General features: G+C 51.2%; 17 protein-coding genes and 1 tRNA gene. 7 read left to right on the forward strand and 11 right to left on the reverse strand.

Annotated features, from left to right (window positions below; all coding sequences use genetic code 11):
- Positions 1–157: 157 nt before the first annotated feature.
- The 3 genes from ACHUEV_RS14690 to ACHUEV_RS14700 all read right to left on the reverse strand — a co-directional run bounded on the left by ACHUEV_RS14690 (position 158) and on the right by ACHUEV_RS14700 (position 4,073).
- Positions 158–1,549, reverse strand: coding sequence for a hypothetical protein (locus ACHUEV_RS14690; protein ID WP_394181159.1), 1,392 nt, complete (start codon positions 1,547–1,549; stop codon positions 158–160).
- Complete coding sequence (locus ACHUEV_RS14695) at positions 1,546–3,360, reverse strand: hypothetical protein (protein ID WP_394181161.1); 1,815 nt, start codon at positions 3,358–3,360, stop codon at positions 1,546–1,548. The genes ACHUEV_RS14690 and ACHUEV_RS14695 overlap by 4 nt, the downstream gene beginning before the upstream one ends.
- 146 nt (positions 3,361–3,506) lie before the next feature.
- Positions 3,507–4,073, reverse strand: coding sequence for a helix-turn-helix transcriptional regulator (locus tag ACHUEV_RS14700; protein ID WP_394181163.1), 567 nt, complete (start codon positions 4,071–4,073; stop codon positions 3,507–3,509).
- A 483-nt stretch (positions 4,074–4,556) separates the two neighbouring features.
- On the opposite strand from ACHUEV_RS14700, the gene ACHUEV_RS14705 reads away from it, so the two are divergent.
- From ACHUEV_RS14705 to ACHUEV_RS14725, 5 genes are all read left to right on the forward strand, one after another.
- On the forward strand, positions 4,557–5,486 hold the full coding sequence (locus ACHUEV_RS14705) for a hypothetical protein (protein ID WP_394181165.1): 930 nt from the start codon (positions 4,557–4,559) through the stop codon (positions 5,484–5,486).
- Between the two features lie 490 nt (positions 5,487–5,976).
- A complete protein-coding gene (locus ACHUEV_RS14710; protein ID WP_394181167.1) occupies positions 5,977–8,136 on the forward strand; it encodes a DEAD/DEAH box helicase in 2,160 nt (719 codons plus the stop codon).
- A gap of 137 nt (positions 8,137–8,273) precedes the next feature.
- Entirely contained in the window at positions 8,274–8,804 is a 531-nt protein-coding gene (locus ACHUEV_RS14715) for a DUF2290 domain-containing protein (RefSeq protein ID WP_394181464.1), read from the forward strand.
- A 216-nt stretch (positions 8,805–9,020) separates the two neighbouring features.
- Positions 9,021–9,962: a DNA-processing protein DprA gene (locus ACHUEV_RS14720; RefSeq protein ID WP_394181169.1), complete on the forward strand. Its 942-nt coding sequence runs from the start codon at positions 9,021–9,023 to the stop codon at positions 9,960–9,962.
- Positions 9,963–9,975: 13 nt separating this feature from the next.
- On the forward strand, positions 9,976–11,241 hold the full coding sequence (locus tag ACHUEV_RS14725; protein WP_394181171.1) for a phosphoribosyltransferase family protein: 1,266 nt from the start codon (positions 9,976–9,978) through the stop codon (positions 11,239–11,241).
- Between the two features lie 721 nt (positions 11,242–11,962).
- Here the strand turns inward: ACHUEV_RS14725 and ACHUEV_RS14730 are convergent.
- The 8 genes from ACHUEV_RS14730 to ACHUEV_RS14765 form a co-directional block, all read right to left on the reverse strand.
- Positions 11,963–12,586: a hypothetical protein gene (locus tag ACHUEV_RS14730; protein WP_394181173.1), complete on the reverse strand. Its 624-nt coding sequence runs from the start codon at positions 12,584–12,586 to the stop codon at positions 11,963–11,965.
- Positions 12,587–12,622: 36 nt separating this feature from the next.
- Entirely contained in the window at positions 12,623–14,791 is a 2,169-nt protein-coding gene (locus ACHUEV_RS14735; RefSeq protein ID WP_394181175.1) for a site-specific integrase, read from the reverse strand.
- 76 nt (positions 14,792–14,867) lie between these two features.
- Positions 14,868–14,942 (reverse strand) — tRNA-Gln (locus tag ACHUEV_RS14740).
- A 62-nt stretch (positions 14,943–15,004) separates the two neighbouring features.
- The gene (locus ACHUEV_RS14745; RefSeq protein ID WP_394181177.1) at positions 15,005–16,285 is read right to left on the reverse strand and encodes a mechanosensitive ion channel domain-containing protein; all 1,281 of its coding nucleotides are present in this window, start codon (positions 16,283–16,285) and stop codon (positions 15,005–15,007) included.
- Between the two features lie 65 nt (positions 16,286–16,350).
- A complete protein-coding gene (kdsA, locus tag ACHUEV_RS14750) occupies positions 16,351–17,184 on the reverse strand; it encodes a 3-deoxy-8-phosphooctulonate synthase (RefSeq protein WP_394181179.1) in 834 nt (277 codons plus the stop codon).
- Positions 17,184–18,746, reverse strand: a complete 1,563-nt coding sequence (locus tag ACHUEV_RS14755) for a KpsE/RkpR family capsule polysaccharide export protein (protein ID WP_394181181.1) — start codon at positions 18,744–18,746, stop codon at positions 17,184–17,186. Before ACHUEV_RS14755 ends, kdsA begins: the two co-directional genes overlap by 1 nt.
- Positions 18,730–19,383 carry an ABC transporter ATP-binding protein gene (locus tag ACHUEV_RS14760; RefSeq protein WP_394181183.1) on the reverse strand — a complete coding sequence of 218 codons (654 nt, stop codon included), beginning with the start codon at positions 19,381–19,383 and terminating at the stop codon, positions 18,730–18,732. Before ACHUEV_RS14760 ends, ACHUEV_RS14755 begins: the two co-directional genes overlap by 17 nt.
- A gap of 155 nt (positions 19,384–19,538) precedes the next feature.
- Positions 19,539–20,822: a Na+/H+ antiporter NhaA gene (locus tag ACHUEV_RS14765; protein ID WP_394181185.1), complete on the reverse strand. Its 1,284-nt coding sequence runs from the start codon at positions 20,820–20,822 to the stop codon at positions 19,539–19,541.
- 121 nt (positions 20,823–20,943) lie between these two features.
- Between ACHUEV_RS14765 and ACHUEV_RS14770 the strand changes: the two genes are divergently transcribed.
- Together ACHUEV_RS14770 and ACHUEV_RS14775 are read left to right on the forward strand one after the other, a co-directional pair.
- Entirely contained in the window at positions 20,944–21,528 is a 585-nt protein-coding gene (locus ACHUEV_RS14770) for a uracil-DNA glycosylase family protein (RefSeq protein ID WP_394181466.1), read from the forward strand.
- Entirely contained in the window at positions 21,521–22,297 is a 777-nt protein-coding gene (locus ACHUEV_RS14775; RefSeq protein WP_394181186.1) for an SseB family protein, read from the forward strand. The genes ACHUEV_RS14770 and ACHUEV_RS14775 overlap by 8 nt, the downstream gene beginning before the upstream one ends.
- The last annotated feature ends 15 nt before the right edge of the window (positions 22,298–22,312 follow it).

Below are 22,312 nucleotides of genomic sequence, written 5' to 3' on the forward strand. Positions count from 1 at the left end.
GAAAATGAGAAATAGCATAGAGCTATGGTCTTGCGACGTGGTGAGGCCTATTAAAACGTCTATGTGTATCTGCTCGCAGAAGTAGGCGCACGCCAGCCAAACAAGCGACCAGCGTGCGACTCATGATCAACGCCTGACGACGTAGTTAAGGGGCATATTAAGCGCTTGGTTGTACGGTTTTGAAAGCTTGATGAACTTTTGTCAGCGTATTCTGACCAGCGTCTATGGCCTTCGAGCGCTCAAAATCTGAGCGATATTTTTCGACAATAGCCCGTGACTTGTGATGGTTAATAGCCTTCCCGTATCGGAGGCCAAATTCGCCTGTTCCAGCGAATGCATCATATGCCAAACTTCGTGCAATATGCCCGCCAGTTCCAGTGACTTTGGTCCATGCCCGACTATACCAAGCTTTGACGCAGCGCCTTCCGTCAAAGTTCACATAGAGGGGCCGTCGCTCCTGCATCATTTTCGTCCGCAGAGCTTCGAGATAGCGCGTGTGATGATCCCCCAGGATCAATGCATCAAGAAACTTGTTCATTCGCGGGTCCAATTTGATCTTCAATGGTTTCGGTGTCACGCGAGCTGTCTTGGTCGGTGTATAACGGAACTCGAATACGCGAGTTTCCTCACAGAAGAAGATCCCCTTTCCGAAGACATGGTGCTCGTAAACATCGCCCGGGCGTGCTGGAACAACCAAGCCGATCGCAATTGCAGCGGCGGTGTTTCTTGCCGCATGCCGTTGATTTGCATTCTTGATCTTGCTGCTGGCTTCAAGCAGGTCGTGAGCCTGATCCAAGAGCACTTGTGGAGTTCCGATCGAAAGAAGCTTTGTAATCTTTTGGGCCGCCTGTGTTCGCTCCATGCGATCCAGCACGTCACGCGTAGATTGCAGGCATGTCAATGTTTCCTGCGGCTCTCCATTGCAGGTCGCAAATCTGTAAAGTTCTTCCCAGGTTGATCGCAGGTATGCATAGCGCGGCGTGCCGTCGTTTTTTTCTGCGGATCGGGTCTGAATATCATCAAAGAGGGCCTTCAATGCGATCGGGCATCCAAGATTAACAGTGAGGCCAGCCCTCTCCGCAGACCAAGCGAACATACCCAATCGTTGTTTCATCCGGACGATGACACTTTTGGCGAACATCGCATTGCCCTCGATGTGGTCGATCGTTTCTTGCCAATCTCCCGGCAAGTCTTCGACAGGCACCGAGACCGAACGCCTGTAAGTTCGAAATCCCCGCCCCAAGTTGCCTGCAAAGCGCTGTTTGTATGACAACCTATCTGCAACAGAATAGCCGATGGAGCGGAATTGATCGCCAGCACCGAGCTCAAACAGTGTCATACCAAGTAACCGTATGCCCGCAGGCGTTACGTCGTCCATAGTCGCGAAGACCATGAGGTCTTCGGCTTTAGGTTCACCCAGTTCCGAGAACTGGCAGAACAACATAAACTGGGAAAAGACAGACAGAGCGTCATCGGTCAGGCTTGTCAGCCCTGGATGATCGGCGACATGGGCGAGGTGTGGCGCGGCAAGGATCTGATTGCGGTTCATTTGTGGCCTACCTTGCTGTTCTCAATAAGTTTTTGTTGTCCCGAGGAGACGAGTTTTTCTTCATTGAAGAAGGCATAGCGTTCCTCACAGACCCGAACCGAGTTTCCAAGCAGCTCTGCCGCTGCGGCAATATTGCTCCAATCCTGGTTGACCAAAAGGCTTGCGACCCCGTGCCGGAACATATGAAAGGTCATCGGAAGCCCTGCCTCTGACGCATATTTCTGGAACCACTTCGTAAACGTGAGTTCTCCTATGTGATCTGAGCCTTTCTTGACTTGGGGAAACAGGAAGACACTGTCTTCATGATGACGACAAAGCGGACGGATGGTCTTGAGATACCAATCCAATACCCGTGGCCCCTTCATTTCCTTGCGGATAATTGTAAGAGGATCGTCTTTGCGGGCTTTCGTTTGCTGAGCGGATAATTTGAAAGAGTAGTCGTTTCGTCCGGTCTTCTGTGATGGAACGAAGAAATTCGCATTCTTGCCGCGATATTGGAACGACACAGCATTCGAACGACGAACGGGGCGTCCAGCGAGTTCTATCGCTGCAATGGCAGCACAATAACCGAGTTGCCGAACCCGCTCCAATTCCATCCTGGTTAGCTGGTGGAGCCGCCGGCCCGATATTGTCTCAAGAGCCATCTCCATGAAGATCAAATGTAGCCTCAGAAAGGTTCTTGTCTTTCGTTCATCGGTTACCAGGGCTTTGCACCAGTCTTCTTTTTCGGGCCGCATGCCCTTGCGTTCGTCCACTCCGGAGCGAATGAATTCGCTGTGCTTAAGTGTTCTGGCAAGGCTGCCGTCATCAAGCCCGTTCCGTTCCAGAATGAATGCAATGGTTTGGTAGTAGCTCGAAGCCGTTCCTGCTTTCAGCCCACCTTCCTGGTCAACCCGGCTCTCAGTGTGCCGAATTGTTGCGAAAACGCGATCCCGCGAGAACAGGCTGTGAAGGTCGTTAATCTGATGTAGATCCGTGATGCGCTCATAGCTATCGTCGGCCAGTTTTTGCAGCGCACGAATGTGGTGTCGCATCGCGGCATAGTAGACTGACACAGTATTATCAGATTGATCCATGAGCGGGAGGTTCGAGACCGGATCGATGCGCACTGTCGCCCCCTTCACCAAGCCTTCGAGAAAGGCTTCGATGTCACTTGGTAGCTTTTGTTCCATCTTTCGGGTTGGCAATACCAGAATTCGATCAGCCGGGAGGTGCCGTCTGATATCAGGGTAATTGGAAAGATCGTTCAATAGCTTTTGTGCATTTCGGATTTGTGACCTGCAATCCTGTCCACTGTTTGCAGCGAGTTTTTGGATGTATCCATGATTGTCCAGATGGATCGGCAAAAGACCCTGGCGGCGGGCATGCTCAGCCAGACGATCAATCTGAGAAAGGCGGCCTGCATGGATCGCCGGATGCTTCTCTGCAAGCTTCGAAGCGGCATCGCGCAGTTCCTGCCATTCATCGATCTGCGACTTCATCGCCTTCTTTTCTGCGTGCGAACCGTCGAAGAGAGAAACAGCTCGGAGCAAGTCTGCTCGCCATTTAGCGTAGGGACGGATGGCTTGCGGAAGGTCGGGGCGCGGATGACGTCCTGATTTTGGCTTTGGGAACTCAGCGTTGACCCACAGAGAATTAGCCGGAAGCGTCGAGAGTGGCGCATTGTTCATATGGGATTGCAGCGTCCGCAGAGCTTTCAGGAGGTAATCCAGGCCATGCTCTTCGAGATGCGCGGTAACATCTTTCATCGTTGGTTCAGTGCCGGTTTGTGTGGAGGCGGTTGTTTCAGGCATGAAGAAAAAAGAGGTCATTTTTTGATCCTTTGTTTGGTTGGGTGAATTTCTGGTAAGGAGTTGATTTTTCGCGTTAACCCCAAGAAGAAGCGAAACTTTCAGTGGTTTATCCGTTCCAAAAGACACCAAGGGTTTCGCTTCTTTCTGCTTAAAAACAGAAGTGGTTACTTCTTCCGCTCAAACGTCCCGAAGAAGGCATTTGCGGTCCTATTGCGGTGTGCTCGTGAGGGCGGTTGCTCCTTGGTTTCAGGAACGACAAACTTCGGTGCTTCAGGCAGGTCGAGTTGGAGGCCGGTTTGACACCAGAACTCGACCTCAAAACTGCGGTACCGGCGCATACGCTTGCCAAGCGCAATTTCCGGGAAAGGAAGCTTCAGACGACCTTCGTGCAGCGCACGTCGCATCGTATCCGGCTTGTAGCCCAGGGCCGTTGCCATTTCAGGAAACGAACAGAGCGGTTCCTTCAGGCGCTTTTCCAGGTCACCAATTTCTTTTAGCTCAGCGCAGTCTGGATGTTGATTGAGCAGTTTTTCATAGTGCTGCTTGAGCAGGGCGCCATTGGTATCGTGGATCGATCGTAAGATCTGGCGCCAAGAATACCGTCGCTCAAACTGTGGTTCCAATGAGAAGTGTGTGGCCACACCCTTCAGACTCGAGCGATGAATATTCAAATGATGACAAAGTTCATCCCGCGAAATGGTGGCTATTGTCCGTTTGCTTTCTATCTGCATGTTGTCTTCTCCGTTGTTGCTGGAGAGGAAATGGGCGCAAGCAACGAACGCAAAAAACTTTCAATACAAAGAATCTTTTAAGTATTTGTTTTTTAAATTGAAAATATTTAACTACGCGTCGTGATTTTCTCTGTGGCGAGGAGATTATGGGTTTGGCGATGAAGCTGTCGGATTGGCGCACCGCTTTGCCTATGAGCGTAGTGTTTTCGGTCTATGCGAGCATTTTGTCGCGCCAAGCTGTGGGAGGTGCGGGCAAATAGCGCTAATACTTTCACGCGTGCAGGGTAAGCGCAGCATTTTGATATACTGGATGACTGCTGCGCGGGACTTTCCCGACCTTTGCTGTGGCAGCGCCAATGACCGCTTTCGCGAACCGTTCAACAAAAGGTCGTTTTTTGATGTGATACCTATTTCAATAAGGATCGGATCTATTAAGTCGTTGCCGGTCAATCGGGTGCAGCTTAGTCTCAGTGGAAAAGAGAAATGAGACACATGAATTTTTCAAGAGCTTGGATAGTGCTATCGCTTGCGTGGGCCGCTACCTCGCTTCTTTTGGCTCCGGTGATGGCGGATGCCCTCATGGATAATGCTTTCACGAATACGGCGTTCTTTTGGTGTTTGCTGGTCTCCGGCGTTTTAATTCCTCTCGCGCACGAATTCGTTCATTCTCAAAGGCCATACCGCCGAGCGATTTTGGCCGGTGCCGTCCTTGGTGCTGCGCTGTTTGGGTTTGTCCTGTTCGAAGGAAGATACACTGATGATATATCATGGATTCCGCTGGCTTGGGCGTGTATCCTCGGGGCCAGTGATTGGCTATTTTCTAAAGCGCAGCTTGCGGTCGCAGCGCAACCGCGACCGATTGGCGATGTGAAGGCACGATTGCGCGGATACGCCGAAAACAACACGGCCCGTGCAATAGAGGGCTTTGACACCAATGTCGCGGAATTCAAAAAAGTGTTCCTTGATGAGATGCCTCAAGGCGGCTCATATGTCCAATTTGGGTCGGTTTCGCTAATCGCTGTAAAGGACTTCCTTGCAACAAAGATGGCCCTCGAGGCTGCTCTTGCGGCCTTCTATATCGTATTCCAACGAGTGTATGATGACCCGAGGCAAAGTCAGGCGCATTCACAATTGCGCCGACATGTTGCGAAGAAGATCAGTGAGATAGTTTTACCTGACCAAATGGACCCGCAGCCATGTTTGACGGATGCTGAATTCCAAAAAGTCTTGGGTTTGGTTAATAATCCGAAGTATTTGAGCAAGAAAGATGAGTTGCGCCTTGCTGTTGCAATGGTTGGATTATTTGTGGACATGCAACTGAATCCGCCGCTGTCAGAAGACAAAGATCGTGAATTTCTTGGGCAGCTCATGAAGCGCACACTTCATAGGATGCGAATGTGTCTCCAGAAGTAGCGTTCGGAAATGCGGCTATCCGAGAGCGTTCTAAGACCCTCGTTTGTGGAGCGGTAAAAAACGGCCATTCTTTTGCTGCTAATAAACCCATCCAAAACCCATGAAGTTGTTGAAGGTTTATTGCTTCGACCGATTTAGCGGTCATTCGCGCAATGCGCAGCATCGGTCACCTTGGGCTCGAAGCCGACCTCAGATGCATCGCAGCATCTGGTGAACTTTGGCTTCGGCTGGCGGCACGAACGGCCCTTACCAGCCATTCATCGGATGAGGCTAAGCCTCAATGCAACTTCACCGAACCGGTCATTCGCTGCAAACGCACAGTCGGTAATACTTAAGAGGTCCGGACTGCGGGGCTGCCGGAATTTGCGGCCGTTCACTACGGACATCAACTCAACCGAGGGCCTGCCTGACGGCACCCTGAAAATCCTCATATTGAATGAAGATCGCGTAACAGCTACTGAAGGATGTAAGCGTCTCGAGGAACGAACACATGAACGACATTATTCCTGATATCGACAACGAGCTGGACGTGATCTTTGGCGAATATAGGGACATGAATGCCGTACAAGACTTCGTCGCATCTGTCCGAGCTGCCAATTTCACCGGAACATTGTACATAGGGTATCCGGTTCTGACGGTCGATGATGAGCGCATCGAATTTGATGCTGTCTTAGTCTCAAGGAATAGAGGCGTCATTGTTTTCGACCTGTACTCATTTGACGGTGGCGCACAGGGTCAACCACAAGGGATCGCAGCAGCGGTCACTTCGCGCCAAGAACAGCAGTTCGCCGCACTCTATAACAAATTGAACTCGTTTGGAGATTTGCGAAAGAATCGGCAGTTGATTGTGGATATTACGACCGCTTCCATACATCCGATTTCAGACGTTTACTTGGAGCAAGATGATGCGATTTTGCTCGGTCCCAATCGACTTGACGAGCTCCCGCAAGTTAATCCCGCGAATTTACTTAGCGATCAACAAATTGAACACCTGAACGCAGCAATTCAGAGAATTTCTAATCTTCGCCCAAAGAAGAAGCGGGAGGATGTTGTCAAACCCGGATCAAAGGGTGCGATAATCAAAGAAATCGAAAGGCAGATTGCCAACCTCGATTTGTGGCAGAAACGTGGGTCGATTGAATACGTAAACGGCCCACAACGCATCCGCGGCCTTGCGGGATCTGGGAAGACCGTTGTTCTCGCACTGAAGGCTGCATATCTGCATGTAAAGAGACCAGATTGGCACATTGCAGTCACGTTTAATACGCGCTCTCTTTACCAACAATTTGAAGCTCTCGTGAACCGATTTGTGTTCTCACAGATCAACGACGAGCCGGACTGGTCCAAGATCAGCATCATGCATGCTTGGGGTGGCTCAGACAGAGACGGTATATACAGCGCCGCAACGAGTTTCACAGGGATTCAGTATCGCGACTTTGGCTCAGCGGCCCGAAAGTTCGGCTACGACAATGCATTTGACGGGGCCTGCAAGGAAGCGCTGGCTGCACTTGGTCAAAGAGAAATCGAAACATATGACATGCTGTTGGTGGATGAGGCACAGGACTTGCCTGCATCATTTTTTCAGCTGGCTTACCGACTGCTCAAACAGCCAAAACGAATTGTTTGGGCGTACGATGACCTACAAAATCTTGGTGACGTGCATATGCCTTCTGCCAACGAGCTGTTTGGCACAAATCAGGCTGGGCAACCATTGGTGGTCCTCCGAAATGAGGTGGACCAGCCACAACAAGATATCGTGTTACCTCGTTGTTATAGAAACCCCCCTTGGACACTGGCCACTGCACATGGATTGGGGTTTGGTGTAAAGCGACATCAGTTTGCTCAGATTTTTGATGACATGTCGCTTTGGAAGCGGCTTGGTTATCGAGCTCGTGTCGGCACCTTAGATTTCAATCAGGAAGTAGATATTGAACGAGATCCAAGCAGTTTCCCTTCGTTCTTTGCCGATTTGCTAACGCCACAAGACTCACTGATTACGGCCACGCACGAAGATCAGATTAGCCAGTATCGCTGGGTCGCTGCGCAGATAGGTCGACTATTGGCTGACGATGAGCTGGAACATACCGATGTTTTGATTGTGCTTCCAAACGTAAGAACCAGCAAGTCAGTTGGTGCAAGGATACTGAAAGCGCTTCAGGAAGCTGGCCTCCAAGGTCACATTCCAGGTCAAACTTCTTCGCGAGACGCAGTTTACCGTAATGGCTCAATTGCCATCACGCATATTTACCGCGCCAAGGGAAATGAAGCGCCGGTGGTTTTTGTAGTCGATGCCGATTTTTGCGAGGGAACACACGGCATCAAGAAGCGTCGGAACATTCTTTTTACCGCGATAACGAGATCTCGCGGCTGGACTTACATCTCAGGTGTTGGACCCGGAATGCAACAAGTAACCGCCGAAATAGATGCGATAAGAGTAGACAATTTTTCTCTAAGATTTCAATATCCTACGCGTGCTGTGGCTAAAGGGCTTGCAGTATCTAAGGATACAGCTTTACCAGAAGAATTGGGCCAAGATGATTTCGATGATGTTCGTCTTGCCCTTCAGAAAGTCAAGGGAGTGAACTGGGAACAGCTTCCGCTTGATCTTCGTGAACAGTTGAAGGAAGTTCACGGAGGTGGTGGCCAATGAGGCCAATAGATATCTGTTTGCAGATCAACAGCTTTTTGACCCAAGGGATGGCAGACCAGTTCGTAGAAGCCTTCGAACATCACAAGACTGAAGAGATCAACGACCGCACATTTCTGGGTCCTACAAGTAAGCAGCAAATGATCAGTCCGGGCGGCGTATCATTTGATGAGTACATTGAGCTCTTGGACTCAAATTCATACTCAGCGGTTTTTTTCGATTCAGCTTTAGTCTCGATCCAATGCTACTTTGAGGGTAACGATATAAGAGCCCATCGTTATCTGTACATTCCTTGTCCAATCGGAACGGCGTTGCTTAGAGACAGACCGAGTGAAATTTCTTTAGCTGATTGGTTGAGGTATTCTGATCCGGAAGAACTTAAAAAGTCGTTTCACAGTTCCGGGTGTCTGCGGTTTGACTACACCGTCGACGTCCCAGCTAATGCAGAAGATCCTCATCCGATATCGCATTTTACATTTGGCGCTTCCACGTGTCGCATCCCCGTAAGAGCACCTCTGTCGCCGTCTGGTTTTCTGGAATTTCTCTTTGAAAATTACTATAGGAGCTATCAGGAGCGCTGGAGAACATTTGCTCCTCACCTCAATTGTGGCGGTCTTGGCGACACTTTGAGCGCCGCAGAGTCGGCAAAGCATCACCTAACCTGGGCTTAGTTGAAGCGCTGTATAGCAACGTCTGCATTTCGGTTATCCAGACCGCTGTAACGCACTTGCAGCGAATGACAGGTTTCCGCCCTGCTTGCCGGAACGTAGCGACCGGCCCTCAGCCGCTTCGCCCTTTCGTCAAAAGAGGGTTCACTATTTTTACTGGTGACGGTAGCGTTTGACGTCAGGAAATTTGGCTGCCCCGTGCAGCAGGAAAAACGGCATATGAACCAAGAGCACGTCTCATTTTTAGCTTTGTGCGACTTACGTGGCGTGGGCTTTGAAACTCTTAGGAGGGTTTACGCAGAACGTTTGCGGTTTTCGTCTTTCTTTGATCCTCAAGAAAGGTTGAGGCTTTCCAATGAAGATACTCTGAGGACGAAATTTTCGAGGATTTTGGAAGTTCTCAACACTGAGGCTGCTCGCGACGAAGCGCTCAGAGCAGGACGGCGGAAGCTCGAGTATTTCGAACAGCGCGGCATCCATCTTATTTTTCGGAATGACGACCTATACCCAAAACGCTTGTCCGACTTACAAGATCCGCCTCATTGGTTGTTTGTTGAAGGACGTATCGACGCCCTCCAATGCAGCGCTGTAGCAGCAATTGGATCTCGAAAAGTCTCGGCTGATGGGAAATGGTTAGCCACCTATTTCGGATACTGTTTGAAAGACTTAAATGTCGTTACTGTGAGCGGGCTGGCGGAGGGCATCGACCAGATCGTTCATAGGGCAAGTTTGGCCGCGGGCCTACCGACCGTTGCAGTTCTGGGAACCGGCATTCTTCTGAATTACCCCAAAGGCTCTGAAACCCTCAGAGAAGAGATTGTTGAAGGCGGTGGCTGCATCGTAACTGAATATCTGCCCAATGACTCTTTCAGCGCGCGTAATTTTGTTCGCCGCAATAGGATTCAGGCCGCTCTCGGACATGTTGTATTCCCAATTGAATGGGGCATCAAAAGTGGCACGGCTCACACTGTAAAATTTGCATCAGATATCAACAGACCAATTGTCTATGCTCGAACTCCGATGCAGGCTCTTCAGGATTGGATTCCCTCAAATCTTCTGCACAATTCTATCCGAATAACACTACCGCAAGCACACAGCGAATTTCTGAAGTTTATTCGAGACGGCCTGTCCGCCGAACCTGCTCAGAAATCGCTATTTTGATCGAAGGTACGGTATGCACAGCCTCAAAGGTATAATATTCTCTCTCAGTGATGTTCTCGCTCACAAAGGATCAATCGACCCCGACCTTTTCCTGGAGACAGTCAAGCTACTCAAATTCTTACTGTCGAAAGGAATACAACCGGTATTGATCTCAAACACTCCGTGGATTGTTAACATCAAAGGCGGAGAGAAAAAGCCCTACCAGGAGTATCTATCGGAGTTTGTAGGAGAAAAATTACCCTATTACCAAGGCGGCAAGGATATTGATTACAAGCAACGCGGCAGTGCCATGGGCGCTGTACTCGAAGCGCATGGCTGGAATGCTTCTGAAGTTTTCTATGTCGGAAACACGCAAGAAGACGTAATAGCCGCATCCAACGGCGGCTTTCCCCTATTAAATGCAAAGTGGCACGGGGACAATTCACCCTATGGATTTGAGTTTGACTCTCCAAGAGCAATCGCAAGCTTTGTAGATTGCTGCTGCCTCACTCCCAAAGATTGGTTTTGGGGTATCGAGGATGGGAACCTGCGAGTTTACTCGATCGCCCCATTTGCGGAATATTCCCGCGCATATCCAGAAGGAGCGATTTACTCGACAGATGCAAAACAGGCTGTAAAGCAAGATTCGGGAAACATAAGATTTTGGGGGCTGTTGATGGCTGCCCGAATTCACCTTTCAGGCATCGGATCTGAGATTAAATATGTGGCGCCCTACCCAGGCCACAAAACAACATCGCAAAAGACCAAACTGATGAATGCAATTGCAGTCGTATCCGGCTCCCTGCGCGCTCAGTACATTTTCGATTTCATAGATCGGCATACAGATGCTGCGAAATCGCAAACTCTCAGGACTACCGGCGGCTCTCCATCGTCTGAAAACCAGCTCTCGACCATAAGACTGAACCCAACACCAACGAAGCCCGGACCTCAGCAACGACGGTACGTGAATAAACCAACTATCAAAGGCAAGACGGTCCTCGTCGTAGATGACATCTGCACTGAAGGGTATTCCTTAGAGGCCTCGCGCGCCTTTTTCGAAGCAGCCGGAGCTAAAGTGATACTTTTGTCATGGCTAAAAACTCCGGGCCGAAACGACTACCACGCACTCAGCAGCACCACCCCCGCAATCAAGAAACCCTTCGCTAAATACACACCCTCAAGTGTCAAAGAGAAGATTTACTCGAATTCTGGCAATGTGATAAATTCTAATGCGGACACCGAAATTGCAGAAGCATATACGAAATATATCAAATGGGATTGGCCCGAAGGTCTAACCTAAAAAATCCGTAGTGCTAATTCAATTTCATGCCTCACGTGCCACCGTGAAACAACTGAGAAACCTCATATTTCGTTCGTTCAACATCAGGTTGTTGGGTGCCAATCGGCATTGATGATGTGACGTTCCTCCTTTTTGGATCATCGCAGACCCACCTTGGCACATCGATGCAGTCGGGGGCGGTCACATCATCGATGCTGATTGAATGTCCGCTTGCGGCTTGAGGCGAAGTTGTATTCGCATGCGCAGAGAAGGTCCGGTTTCCGCCCATCCTTCAATGGTCTTGGCGGAGTAGTCGCAAATCGCATCCGTTTCTTGATCAATAGATTAATCAAGTTGATAGTCTCACCTGTAGGTCCTGTTATACATGCATCTGGTATACAGGCCCGACGTACCGTGTGTACTGCTGATGCATAACAACAAGCTGAGGTTGAAGTTGAGAAAACGAAGCCAAGAAGTCTTCAGTCTGCCGGACTGCGTAGCGAATGCCGGGCACTGTGTTAATGAGATCTCGGAGACGGCGCCCATGGAGCAACGGAACGCTTGGCTCACCGAGAACGCGCGCGCGTTCGCAGATCAAGCAGTCTGGCACGAACGAACCGGCCACCCTCTGGCTGATATCTTTGCATCGCCGCTTGGAGCTACATGGCGTGAACAAATGACGCGCAAGGAATCGCGCGCTCCTATATAAGGCTCTTTGTCATAGTATTTCTAAGTTGAAAATTCAGTCGCCGGATATCGCAGGCACTTCAATTTCTTTGTCTGGCAAAAGCGATAAAACTCGCAATTCTGGATCGGCTAAGACATGATTAAGTGCGGATACGGCAATGCTTAGATGGCTATAACTGATCTCGTCGTGGCAATACTTGCTGAAGAGCCTTCCAACGTTATTAGTGTTTAGATCGAAGGGGTGTAACCGTTCGCATTTTGAAGCCAGAATTAAGGGCCACAGTGTCGCGTCGAAGGCTTGGAGTCCTATTGCCCTTTCGGCTTCACCAGCCAGCGTAGCCCAAGTATCTTCCGGGCAACCGAGGCTCAATAGAAGCGCCCTCACGCTATACCTGTTCGACGCATAGGCAATTGGATCGGTGAGGCGCCCTCTCGCTGCCGCGTTAAGTGTCGCCAAATTTTCAGGGAACTCGACCAGGAAGTCGACCAGTCGCAATTTGTCGGTTTGTCGTGTGAGCGCAGAAAAACCGTACAGGATCATCTTGATTTCGGGCCATTTATAGCAGAGTGGATTTCCTGCCATATGCATGCGATCCCCGATAGAAATCAGGTCTCCCAAGGTTGATCTGAGATGGAAACCAGTGGGAAAAGGGCGACGATAGATTTGAGGTGTGAACATATTTACTCCTTAGTATATTGCTGTTCGAACAGATATTTAGGCGAGCGCGTGAAACGCCTCGATCGCGCCTTGTTTTTGTGCTTCTTTTGGTAGCTTCATCGTCCCTGCATGGACCAAAGCATCAAACTTTTTGGCTGCAGCTACGATAAGTTGGTTTGGCTTCGCGACGCCGGTTGCTGGATCAATCCTGGAAAAGTTAAAGATCACTTCGCCAGTGTCCGGTAGGGAAACCTGTAGCTCGGCGATGGCATTATCATCAGCCAAAGTGGCCTCGATCGAAAACGTCTCTCGGTTGGCAAGATTGCAGGACGTGATGACCGGAAATTTGTATTTTGGATGTTGATCAATGCTGACCGCGAAATCCGCTGCATCTACTGCTTTCTTCAGCTTCTTGGATCGGAAGGCCGTGTAGTGACGATTGATGACGGATTGGCGGCTGTGGCCCGCGATCGCTTGCCGTTCCCCGTCAGAGACATCGCAATCAGAAAGCATGGAGTGGAATGTCTTCCGAAGGGCGTAAAAGTCTTCGTCAAAATCTCCAAGACCCATTGAGGCTAAGCCACGGTTCAATGCCTTAGAGAAAGGGCTTACGACGTCTATGGTAGCCGCGCGGTCTACAGCATCTGGAAAGAGCAGGGTGCCATGGTCTTCAGGCAGGCTTCTGATCCATTCAACGAAACCCAAATCGAGCAAGAGCTGCGGAATGGGCACGTAGCGACGGGCAGATTCTGTTTTGTTGGATTGGTCCGCATCGAGACCGACAGCGAGGCAGAAGACACCATTGCGCAGCCGCAAGTTATCGCGTTTGAGTAGTAAGATTTCTTTGATCCGGCTGCCAATTGTTAACACAATTAAAGGAACCCAATAGAAGGCATCCCGAATGATAATATTTCCAGGTCGCCAGCGCCGATGTTTGGAGAAGCATCCTTTGAAAATCGGGCAGGTCAGAAATTTGGCCAGACGCTCTTCGGTCCATGAGTCGCGTGTCTTGCTCTTTGTGACGCGCAGATCGAGGGGGTCTTCAGGTTTCACGGCATTGATGATGCGTTCAATGTCGCGATAGCTGATGGCGGAGGGAGTATCTGGGTTTCCCAGGTCAGTCGCCGCACGAAATAGTCGATTCAGGCTATCGCGATAGCGGCGCAATGTGTTGAGTGTCAGGCGAGGGGTCAGTCGCTGGGAGAGGCGGGCTCTCTTTTCCGCGAGCGAAATGCTATTGATCGCATCGATTTCACTTTTGATTTTCGCATCGGTCGTATCGGCTACATGTATTTCTTCATCTTTCAGTGCGCGTTGAAACGCGTTGCCGTGAAACGTGGTTTTCTTGTTGGCCTTCCTACCGTGGTATTTTGGTAATTGGCCAAGCCAATGAAAGAATTCTTTCTGTCTGTCTTGCGTCAAAGTTGAGACTGGGGCGTCGTCAAAGAACATTAGTGCGACCTTAGTGAGCGCGCTGTTATTCTTACGCATGTCATTTGAAGGATAGAGAACGCCCACATGTTCGCTTGCGGCAGCGATGGTAACGATGGGGGATGAGACAAATTCTTCTACACTGCGCGCTGAAACTTTGGCGACAAGCGGTGCCGCAAGGGATTTTGCGTCCTCACCATCCAGCACATTTGTCTCGATTGTGATCAATTCACGAATGATGCTTGCCGCCCGCCTCCCAAGATCTGGCGACATATAGGCGGGAAGGCATAGTCCTGTCGTATCTGCCGCATTGGCGACGAGTGGTGTGATTTCGGAGAAATCGTTGCGGCGCATATCCTTCCGGATTTTTTCTGACCGTCCGGTAAGTGCTGCAATCGTGGTGTCGATTTCCTTTTCATCCTCAAGGGGTGCGTTTTGGATCGTAATAATGCGATCCAATTCAGAGCGAAGGATGGCGTGCAGGAGGCTGTTGATGTCTGCGGATGGGAGTTTTCCCGGGGCTATGTCGAGCATGAGCTGTCTTTTCCTTTCTTCGTAAATTTGAAGAAGCCGTGCGGTACGCTGGTAGGCTTCAGACAGGAGGTCGGTACGAAGAGAGGCGCAGAAAAATGATTTTTTACTGCGGGATATGCCTGTGGCAGTCGGCGTGAAAGGAAGGCGTTTGCGGAAGTAAAATATCCGACCGCGACGCTGCAGATAGCGTCCCGGAGAACGGGGTCTCGATTCTGAACCGGAAGACTTTGGATGCGCAGATTGTGTTACAGTCTGTGTCATACCGCAGTCCCGGCGTGACAGAACCACAAGCCGAGACAGGCTAAGCGCCTGATTATATTTAATTTTTTAGAAAAGCTGGCTGGGATGGTAGGATTCGAACCTACGGTACACTGTACCAAAAACAGTTGCCTTACCACTTGGCTACATCCCACCAGCGAGGGGGTGAATACTGCGAAGGTGCGCGGTGTTCAAGCCCCGTTTCGACAAAAAATGTTATTCTTTTAAACTGTCGTCGCGTAGCAGATCTTCGGTGCTGTCTTGGTCGCGTTCTGCCTCGACAATCCGTGTGAGGGCGGCGTCGCTTTTGGCTTCGACCGGCTCGACATGGCTGCTTTCTGATGGAGTTGGTTCTGGTGAGTCTCGGATGATCTGAATGGCTTGTGTGGCATCCGGTATAACGATGCCAGCTGCCTGAATTGCCAGTTTAACTTGGCGAATAGCTTCGCCTTTGGCGCGTACGATTGAGCTTTCGTTTTGATCCACCCAGCCAGTTACAATGAGTTCGACACCCGAGGGATGAAGCGCCTCTATCCATGTTTCGGCTGCTGGCTCGGTCAGGATAAAGGGTAGTGACTGCACGGTTTGAGCAATGAGGTTGCGCGTCGCTTGCAGGTCAGAATCCCGATCTACCATGATAGAAAACTTGAACCGTCGTTCTGCATTTTGAGTATAGTTGATGATCCGGCTGTTAAAAACTGTCGCGTTCGGAATGCGAATATGATTCCCATCGAAGGAAAGCAGAATCGTTGCGCGGCTGGTGAGTCGGATTACCTTGCCTTGATCGCCGTTGATTTCGACGGTGTCATTTGGTCGGAACGGTTGCCGGATGGATAACATGACGGATGCGATGAAGTTCTCGACCGTATCGCGGACTGCGAAACCTAGGGCGAGGCCTATAATACCGGCGGCACCCAATATCGTGCTGAGCAATGCGGTGGCGTTCAGGATATCTAGTGCAATGACGATACCGAAAACCACAAAGGCGATGCGCAGTACTTGCCGATACAGGTCCGCAATGAATTGGTTCGGGGCCAGCCGTTCCCAAGGTTGACGTAGCCTTGCAAGCGATACCCCAATGAAAACGACGAGCGCAAACGCGAGTGCCGCAATAAGCGCGAGTGGCAAGAAGACGATGAACTGGTCAAGCCGAGATCGGAAACGTTCGAGCGCCGGATCAAGCCGTTGGCTGATATCTGCGGTTTCTGTGACTTGGTTTTTTACAGCGACGACACCTTCAATGCGCGAGGCCAGCGGTTCGAGCGCATTGATCTCGGCGGTTGAGGTGGTGGTTCCGCGTAGGGTAACGATACCTTCGTTCACTTGGACCGTAACATCGTCGTAGTTGCCCAATTCATGCAGAATTTCTCGCATGCGGACAGCGATGTCAGCGTCTTGTCGGTGATAGTCTTGGGTGGTGATCGTGCCGTCGGCCTCTTGCGCCGACACTGGCAGCGCAAGGGATAGGAGGAGTACGATGGTCGATAATAAACGCATAAGAACAATCCAAGGAAATTACTTGGACTGATCCTATGAATATGCTGCAGAAGGGAAAACCCCTTTTAGACGCGCAGTGGGTCCGCCTTTGCCAAGGCGTCAAATGCCATCAGGCTTTTGACCAGCGCGTCCATGTTGTCCAGCTGGATCATGTTCGGTCCGTCAGATGGCGCGTTGTCCGGGTCTTCGTGGGTTTCAATAAACACGGCAGCAATCCCCAACGATACGGCCGCACGCGCCATAACGGGTGCAAATTCGCGCTGCCCCCCGGATGAACCGCCCATTCCACCCGGCTGTTGTACCGAATGGGTCGCATCCATCACAACAGGGTAACCAGTGCGGGCCATCGTTGGCAAAGACCGCATATCTGCGACCAGCGTGTTGTAACCGAAAGATGAGCCTCGTTCTGTCAGAAGGATACGCTTGTTGCCCGTGCTTTCGATTTTATCGACGACGTTGGGCATATCCCACGGGGCCAAGAACTGACCCTTTTTGATATTGATGACTGCACCGGTTTCACCAGCGGCAAGCAATAGGTCAGTCTGACGGCACAAGAACGCGGGGATCTGCATAATGTCGCATACTTCAGCGACGGTCGCGCAATGTTCAGGTGCATGAATGTCGGTCAGGACCGGGCATCCGATGCTGTCTTTGACTGACTGCATGACCTTGAGGCCTTCTTCCATACCGAGGCCGCGTTTGCCGCCGAGCGACGTGCGATTGGCCTTGTCATAACTGCCCTTGAATACAAACTGGGCGCCGTGACGCGCGCAAACTTCGGCCATATGACCTGCGATCATTTGCGCATGATCTGTGCTTTCAAGTTGGCAAGGGCCAGCGATTAAAAGCAGCGGTAGGTCATTACTGACGGTGAGCGGGCCGATTTCGACGTTATGCATTAAGAGCTTACCTGTTCGCGAAGGATTGAGACGGTGATCGAGATCAATAGATAGATGCCCGAGAAGATAAAGAGTGCCAGCAGTGTATTCTCAAATGCACGCGGGTAGGCGGCTTGGTCTGGAATGACTGGATTAACGCTTTGCGACAAGTAACGAACCTGCCGGTTCGCCTCAATTCGCGCGGTTTCCATTTGGGTTAGCGCTTGTTGCACCATTGCCGTCTGGAAATTGTAGTTTTCTTCGGCCACACGCAGTTCCGTGTTCCGGGCAGCCAAGGACGCGCCATCTGTTGATGTCCCGGTCAGTTCTTCACGCAGTTCAGCGATCAATTTGTCAATGTTGGCGATTTGGTCGCGTAAGGCTTGGACCTGAATTGCACTAGGGCGTTCAACGTTGAGACGCGACTGCAAAACAAGGCTAAGCTGTTGGCGTTCACTTTCGAGGGAGTTGATTTGCCCCATACGTGCACCAGATTCACTACCCGCATCGATTTGCTGCATGGTTTCTTGAAGTTGAAGCCATGTTGCCAATGCTTCAGCGCGGCGTGTTTCGGCGTCCTCATAGCTTTGAAGTGCGCCTTTCATTTGGTCAGTGCGCAGACGACCGGTGAGTTGGTCGACCTGTTCTTCGGCATAGCTGATCAAAGCCTCTGAAAACTCAAAGCTTTTGACAGGGTCACTGGCGATGACCTCCATCTTGATGATCCCTTCGGTCGGGTCATAGCTGATGACAACATGGTCTGAATAAAGCTTGAACATTTCCTCATTGGTTGCGTCCTCTGGCAGGCGCTGGATAGAGTCGATGTTCGCGTCGCTGAAATGTACTTTGAAGCCGTGATCTTGGTCCAAGCGCAGCATAGCTTCGCGTGAGGCAAGATAGGACTGCACCGCAATACTGTCTTGTTGCGTTGCCATCGATGTCCCTTGGAAGAGGGTCGATAGGCCGCCGGGACCAGCGGATTGTGACTGTGCCTGCTGGATCACGATTTCGGACTTGGTGGCATACATCGGCGTTGCCATCGTGTAGAAATACCAACCGGTCATGAAGGTTGGCAGAAGCACAAAGAATGCCAGTCGCGTAAACATCAACAGCAGTTTGCGACGACGGCGGCGTACGATATCAAGCTGGATTTGCCGAATTTCGGCTGCGTGTTCGGGGTTGATTTTCAAGCCAGCAGAGCCCGGCACCTTGGCTTTGTGCCTTGGGTTTACTTTTTGTGGCAGTTGAATTTGTCCGGGTTGGCCTGCTTGTTTACTCTCCTCGGGCATGACCAGTTCCAATACTGACTTTTGTTGGAATGGGTCGATCCCTGCGCCACGCAATTGGCGCACTGCGTCAAATTCAGATGTAAACGTCAGACCGCGTTTTTGTGCGACTCGCCGGGCCATGCGAAGCTGGCGGGCTGTTAGCCCCTCGTTGCTGATCGCCTCATTCTCGGCCTCGATTGTGGCTGGGTCATCCAATTTGTTATTGGGATTATGCCCATGTGCGTCTTCAGCCGCAGCATGTTCTACGCCGTCACGACGTATGCGAAATCTCTTAACCTTAGGCTTGATAGTCATATGCGGCCTTTGCCTCTTCTAAGGTGTCAAACATGTAAAGCTGCCCATTTCTAAGCACCGCGGCAGAGCGGACAAACCGTTCTAGCGTGGCGGCCTGATGCGACACGATGATCATTGTCGTCGTTTCAAGGCGCTCGCGCAAGATTGCGCCGGCTTTGCGGTTGAATTCGGCGTCGGTGGAACCGGGCATACCTTCGTCGATAAGATAGATGTCAAAGTCCAAGGCAAGCATCAACGCGAACGAAAACCGCGCCTTCATCCCGCTTGAATACACGCCGATTGGCATATCGAAATATTCTTCTAAACCGCACAGCCATCGGCAGTAGGCCTCGACATAGTCGGGATCTAACCCGTAAAGGCGTGCGATGTAGCGGCAGTTTTCCTTTGCCGAGAGGCTGTTGACCACGCCTCCCATGAAACCTAGTGGAAATGAAACGCGACAATTGCGCGTGATCTTTCCTTCGTCAGGTTTTTCAAGGCCCGCCATCATATTGATCAGTGTCGATTTACCGGTGCCATTTGGGGCAAGTATGCCCAGAGAATTACCAAGTTCGACCCGAAAGGAAACGCGATCAAGGATCACCTTGCGTTGGGTACCTGTCCAAAAAGACTTACTAACTTCTGCGAACTCTAGCATATTTCTTCCATAATAGCCCGACGTGTGGGCTTCGTTGATCGTGACCTAGAATAGTTAATTCCAGGTCACGATCCACGTTTGCGAAGTACTATCGCAAAATTGCACGAAGAATACAGCAACTTCTGCGTGTAGCTGTGTGATTAAGCGCGTTGCGCTTAACCGTGTTGTTTTTCGACCTTAGTCAATTTGCCTGCGACAATGGATACGAACGCAGCAAAGAAGCTGAACAGAGCACCCATCTTAGCAGCATCTTGCACAGGAATTTCACCCAGCATCACAGAGCTATCGAAGGCAACAGCTGCAATGAATAGCGATACTGTAAAGCCAATCGCCGCAACGCAGCCAATCACGAACAGGTCGATAATCCGCATTCCGTCTGGCAGGCCAAGGCCCATCGGACGGGCAGCGATCCAGCCAAACAGCATGATGCCCAAGGGTTTACCGATCAACAGACCTGCGAGAACCAACCAAGTCGGTGAACCAATCGAAGAGAACTCTACGCCAGCGTTAAGCAGACCGAAGAAGAACAGAACAACTTCAACTGGGTGCTTGAGGATGTGTTCGATGTGGTTCAGCAAATCGGTCAGATACTGCTCGGCCTCAGAGAAGATACCAAAAGCGCGATCAGCGTGCGGAATTGTTGGAACGATTGGCAGCAGACCAAGTGCAGGGTGGATACCAGCCTCTTGGAAGCCAAACCAGCTAAAGCAAGCCGCGATCAGGTATGGCCAGAATGACAGCTTGTTGCGAACCCAAGTCGAGTTTGGACGCATTTCGTTACCGCGATCCATCCGGCGTGGCAGGCGGTTGAACAGGTAGAACACAGTCAAAGCCGAGAATAGCGACAACAGCAGCCATTCAGGTGCCAGCTCGCCCGACGGATAAAAGATTGCCAAGATGATAAGGCCGGCCGCGTCATCTGCGATTGCAAGCAATAGCAAGAAGCGTACGGCGGGGTGGCCCGCACCAAATACGAGGCGACCAACAAGATAGCTGAACGCGATGTCGGTTGCGGTTGGGATCGCCCAACCGTTTGCGACCGCGCTATATGTCTCTGAGCCGAGGAAATAGGCGATCCCAAGGTAAACCGAAATCGGGCCAATCATGCCACCCAATGTTGCAAACAAAGGGGTTGCTGCCTTTTTGCCGCGTAGGCTGCCGTTTTGAAGAATTACGGCCTCCCAGACTTCTTTTGCGGCGATCGCAAAGAAGAAGGCCATCAAGACGTCATTTACCAGATAATGTAGCGTGAGACTGCGATATTCGACTTGGCCGCTTGCGTCATAATGCGCGTGACCAACCCATGAATCGTGGATCAGTTCGAGTTCTACAAAATGGTGATAGCTTGTGGCATCAACGTTTGCCCAAACCAGTGCAATAGACGCACCAATGATCAACAAAAGTGAATAGTTGGTAAGAAAATTCCAGACACGATACATGCTATTCCCCATTCTATTTGGTTTGCAATTAAAGGAAAGGTACAGGGGCATCAAGGAGACCTCAGGTTAACCTGCGATGAGCGACTTTTACACTGCGTGCGCAGTTGATAATGATGGAAAAATGGGTCTTCAGCGTGAAATCAAAGAATGTCGGCTGTGCATAGACCGCTTTGCACGCACCAAGACGGCACATAGACCGCGCCCAATCGTGTGGTTTGAAGGAAAACCGCGGATTCTCATTGCAGGGCAGGCGCCCGGACTTCGGGTTCACGAAGCAGGCAAGCCGTTTTGGGATCGGTCCGGCGACCGTTTGCGAGACTGGTTAGGTCTTGATCGTGGCCAGTTCTATGATGTCTCACGGATCGCGATAGTGCCGATGGCGTTTTGCTTTCCCGGATATGACGCGTCTGGCTCTGATCTGCCCCCGCCCAAGATTTGCGCGAACACATGGCATGATCGCGTCAAGCAGCACGTTGGGTCTGTGCCTTTGACAGTGCTAGTTGGTGGCTATGCGCATAAATGGCATTTACAGACGCGCAGTAATGTTACCGATACGGTTGCGGGCTGGCGCGACCATGCACCACGCGTGTTTCCCTTGCCTCATCCGTCTTGGCGCAATACCGGGTGGCTAAAGAAAAACCAATGGTTCGAGACTGATCTGCTGCCCGCGCTACGGTCTCAAGTGAAAGAAGTGTTGAATGACTGACCTTGATACCGCCCACGCCGCAATGGAAGCTGCACCCGAAGATGACGCCGCACGCCTGCGGTTTTATGAACGGCTTGCCGATACGGAACTGTTCATGCTGCTCGGCGAAGAGGCCGAAGGCGATCAAATTACGCCCGAATTGTTCGAAATCGAAGACCAACGCTTTACGCTGGTTTTTGATCGCGAAGAGCGGCTGTCCGAATTCGTCGGTCGCGCGGCCCCTTATGCAGGCATCCCCGGTCGTGGGTTGGCGCAAATGCTAGCAGGGCAAGGTATCGGTCTTGCCCTGAACCTAGAGGTCGCACCCTCCGCAATGCTGATCCCTGCCGAGGCGGTTGATTGGCTGGTTCAGACGCTTGCACACGCGCCGGACGAGACCGAGGCTCGGTTGACTGAAATCAACGCGCCTGCTGGCCTGCCAGAGGCGGTTGTAACCGGATTGGACCGCAAACTCGCAATTGCGGCGGGCCTCGCCAAGTTCGCGTATTTGGCAGCGGCCACATATGAGGGCGGTGTAAAGGGCCATGTGTTGGCATTCATTGATGCAACGCCCGGCGCGGAAAAGGCGCTTGCCACTGCGGCAAGCGAGGTCCTGACCTTTTCAGGGATCGAAGCAGGCATGATGGACGTGATGTTCGTGCGCGCCTCTGATCCGCTTGCGGGTCATCTCGCCAAAGTCGGTCTGAGGTTTGATCTGCCAGAGCCAGAAAAGCCACATGTGCCGGGTGCACCCGGAATGGACCCAAGCAAGCCTCCAAAGCTGCGCTAATCGCACAGGTGCGGT

The sequence above is a fragment of the Yoonia maritima genome (assembly GCF_043641945.1).
Lineage (GTDB): Bacteria > Pseudomonadota > Alphaproteobacteria > Rhodobacterales > Rhodobacteraceae > Yoonia > Yoonia maritima_B.

Bases quoted from the DNA above. Each gene is read 5' to 3' on its own strand.
- ACHUEV_RS14690 (WP_394181159.1), bottom strand. From the start codon at position 1,549: ATGAACCGCAATCAGATCCTTGCCGCGCCACACCTCGCCCATGTCGCC.
- ACHUEV_RS14695 (WP_394181161.1), bottom strand. From the start codon at position 3,360: ATGACCTCTTTTTTCTTCATGCCTGAAACAACCGCCTCCACACAAACC.
- ACHUEV_RS14700 (WP_394181163.1), bottom strand. From the start codon at position 4,073: ATGCAGATAGAAAGCAAACGGACAATAGCCACCATTTCGCGGGATGAA.
- ACHUEV_RS14705 (WP_394181165.1), top strand. From the start codon at position 4,557: ATGAGACACATGAATTTTTCAAGAGCTTGGATAGTGCTATCGCTTGCG.
- ACHUEV_RS14710 (WP_394181167.1), top strand. From the start codon at position 5,977: ATGAACGACATTATTCCTGATATCGACAACGAGCTGGACGTGATCTTT.
- ACHUEV_RS14715 (WP_394181464.1), top strand. From the start codon at position 8,274: ATGATCAGTCCGGGCGGCGTATCATTTGATGAGTACATTGAGCTCTTG.
- ACHUEV_RS14720 (WP_394181169.1), top strand. From the start codon at position 9,021: ATGAACCAAGAGCACGTCTCATTTTTAGCTTTGTGCGACTTACGTGGC.
- ACHUEV_RS14725 (WP_394181171.1), top strand. From the start codon at position 9,976: ATGCACAGCCTCAAAGGTATAATATTCTCTCTCAGTGATGTTCTCGCT.
- ACHUEV_RS14730 (WP_394181173.1), bottom strand. From the start codon at position 12,586: ATGTTCACACCTCAAATCTATCGTCGCCCTTTTCCCACTGGTTTCCAT.
- ACHUEV_RS14735 (WP_394181175.1), bottom strand. From the start codon at position 14,791: ATGACACAGACTGTAACACAATCTGCGCATCCAAAGTCTTCCGGTTCA.
- ACHUEV_RS14745 (WP_394181177.1), bottom strand. From the start codon at position 16,285: ATGCGTTTATTATCGACCATCGTACTCCTCCTATCCCTTGCGCTGCCA.
- kdsA (WP_394181179.1), bottom strand. From the start codon at position 17,184: ATGCATAACGTCGAAATCGGCCCGCTCACCGTCAGTAATGACCTACCG.
- ACHUEV_RS14755 (WP_394181181.1), bottom strand. From the start codon at position 18,746: ATGACTATCAAGCCTAAGGTTAAGAGATTTCGCATACGTCGTGACGGC.
- ACHUEV_RS14760 (WP_394181183.1), bottom strand. From the start codon at position 19,383: ATGCTAGAGTTCGCAGAAGTTAGTAAGTCTTTTTGGACAGGTACCCAA.
- ACHUEV_RS14765 (WP_394181185.1), bottom strand. From the start codon at position 20,822: ATGTATCGTGTCTGGAATTTTCTTACCAACTATTCACTTTTGTTGATC.
- ACHUEV_RS14770 (WP_394181466.1), top strand. From the start codon at position 20,944: ATGGGTCTTCAGCGTGAAATCAAAGAATGTCGGCTGTGCATAGACCGC.
- ACHUEV_RS14775 (WP_394181186.1), top strand. From the start codon at position 21,521: ATGACTGACCTTGATACCGCCCACGCCGCAATGGAAGCTGCACCCGAA.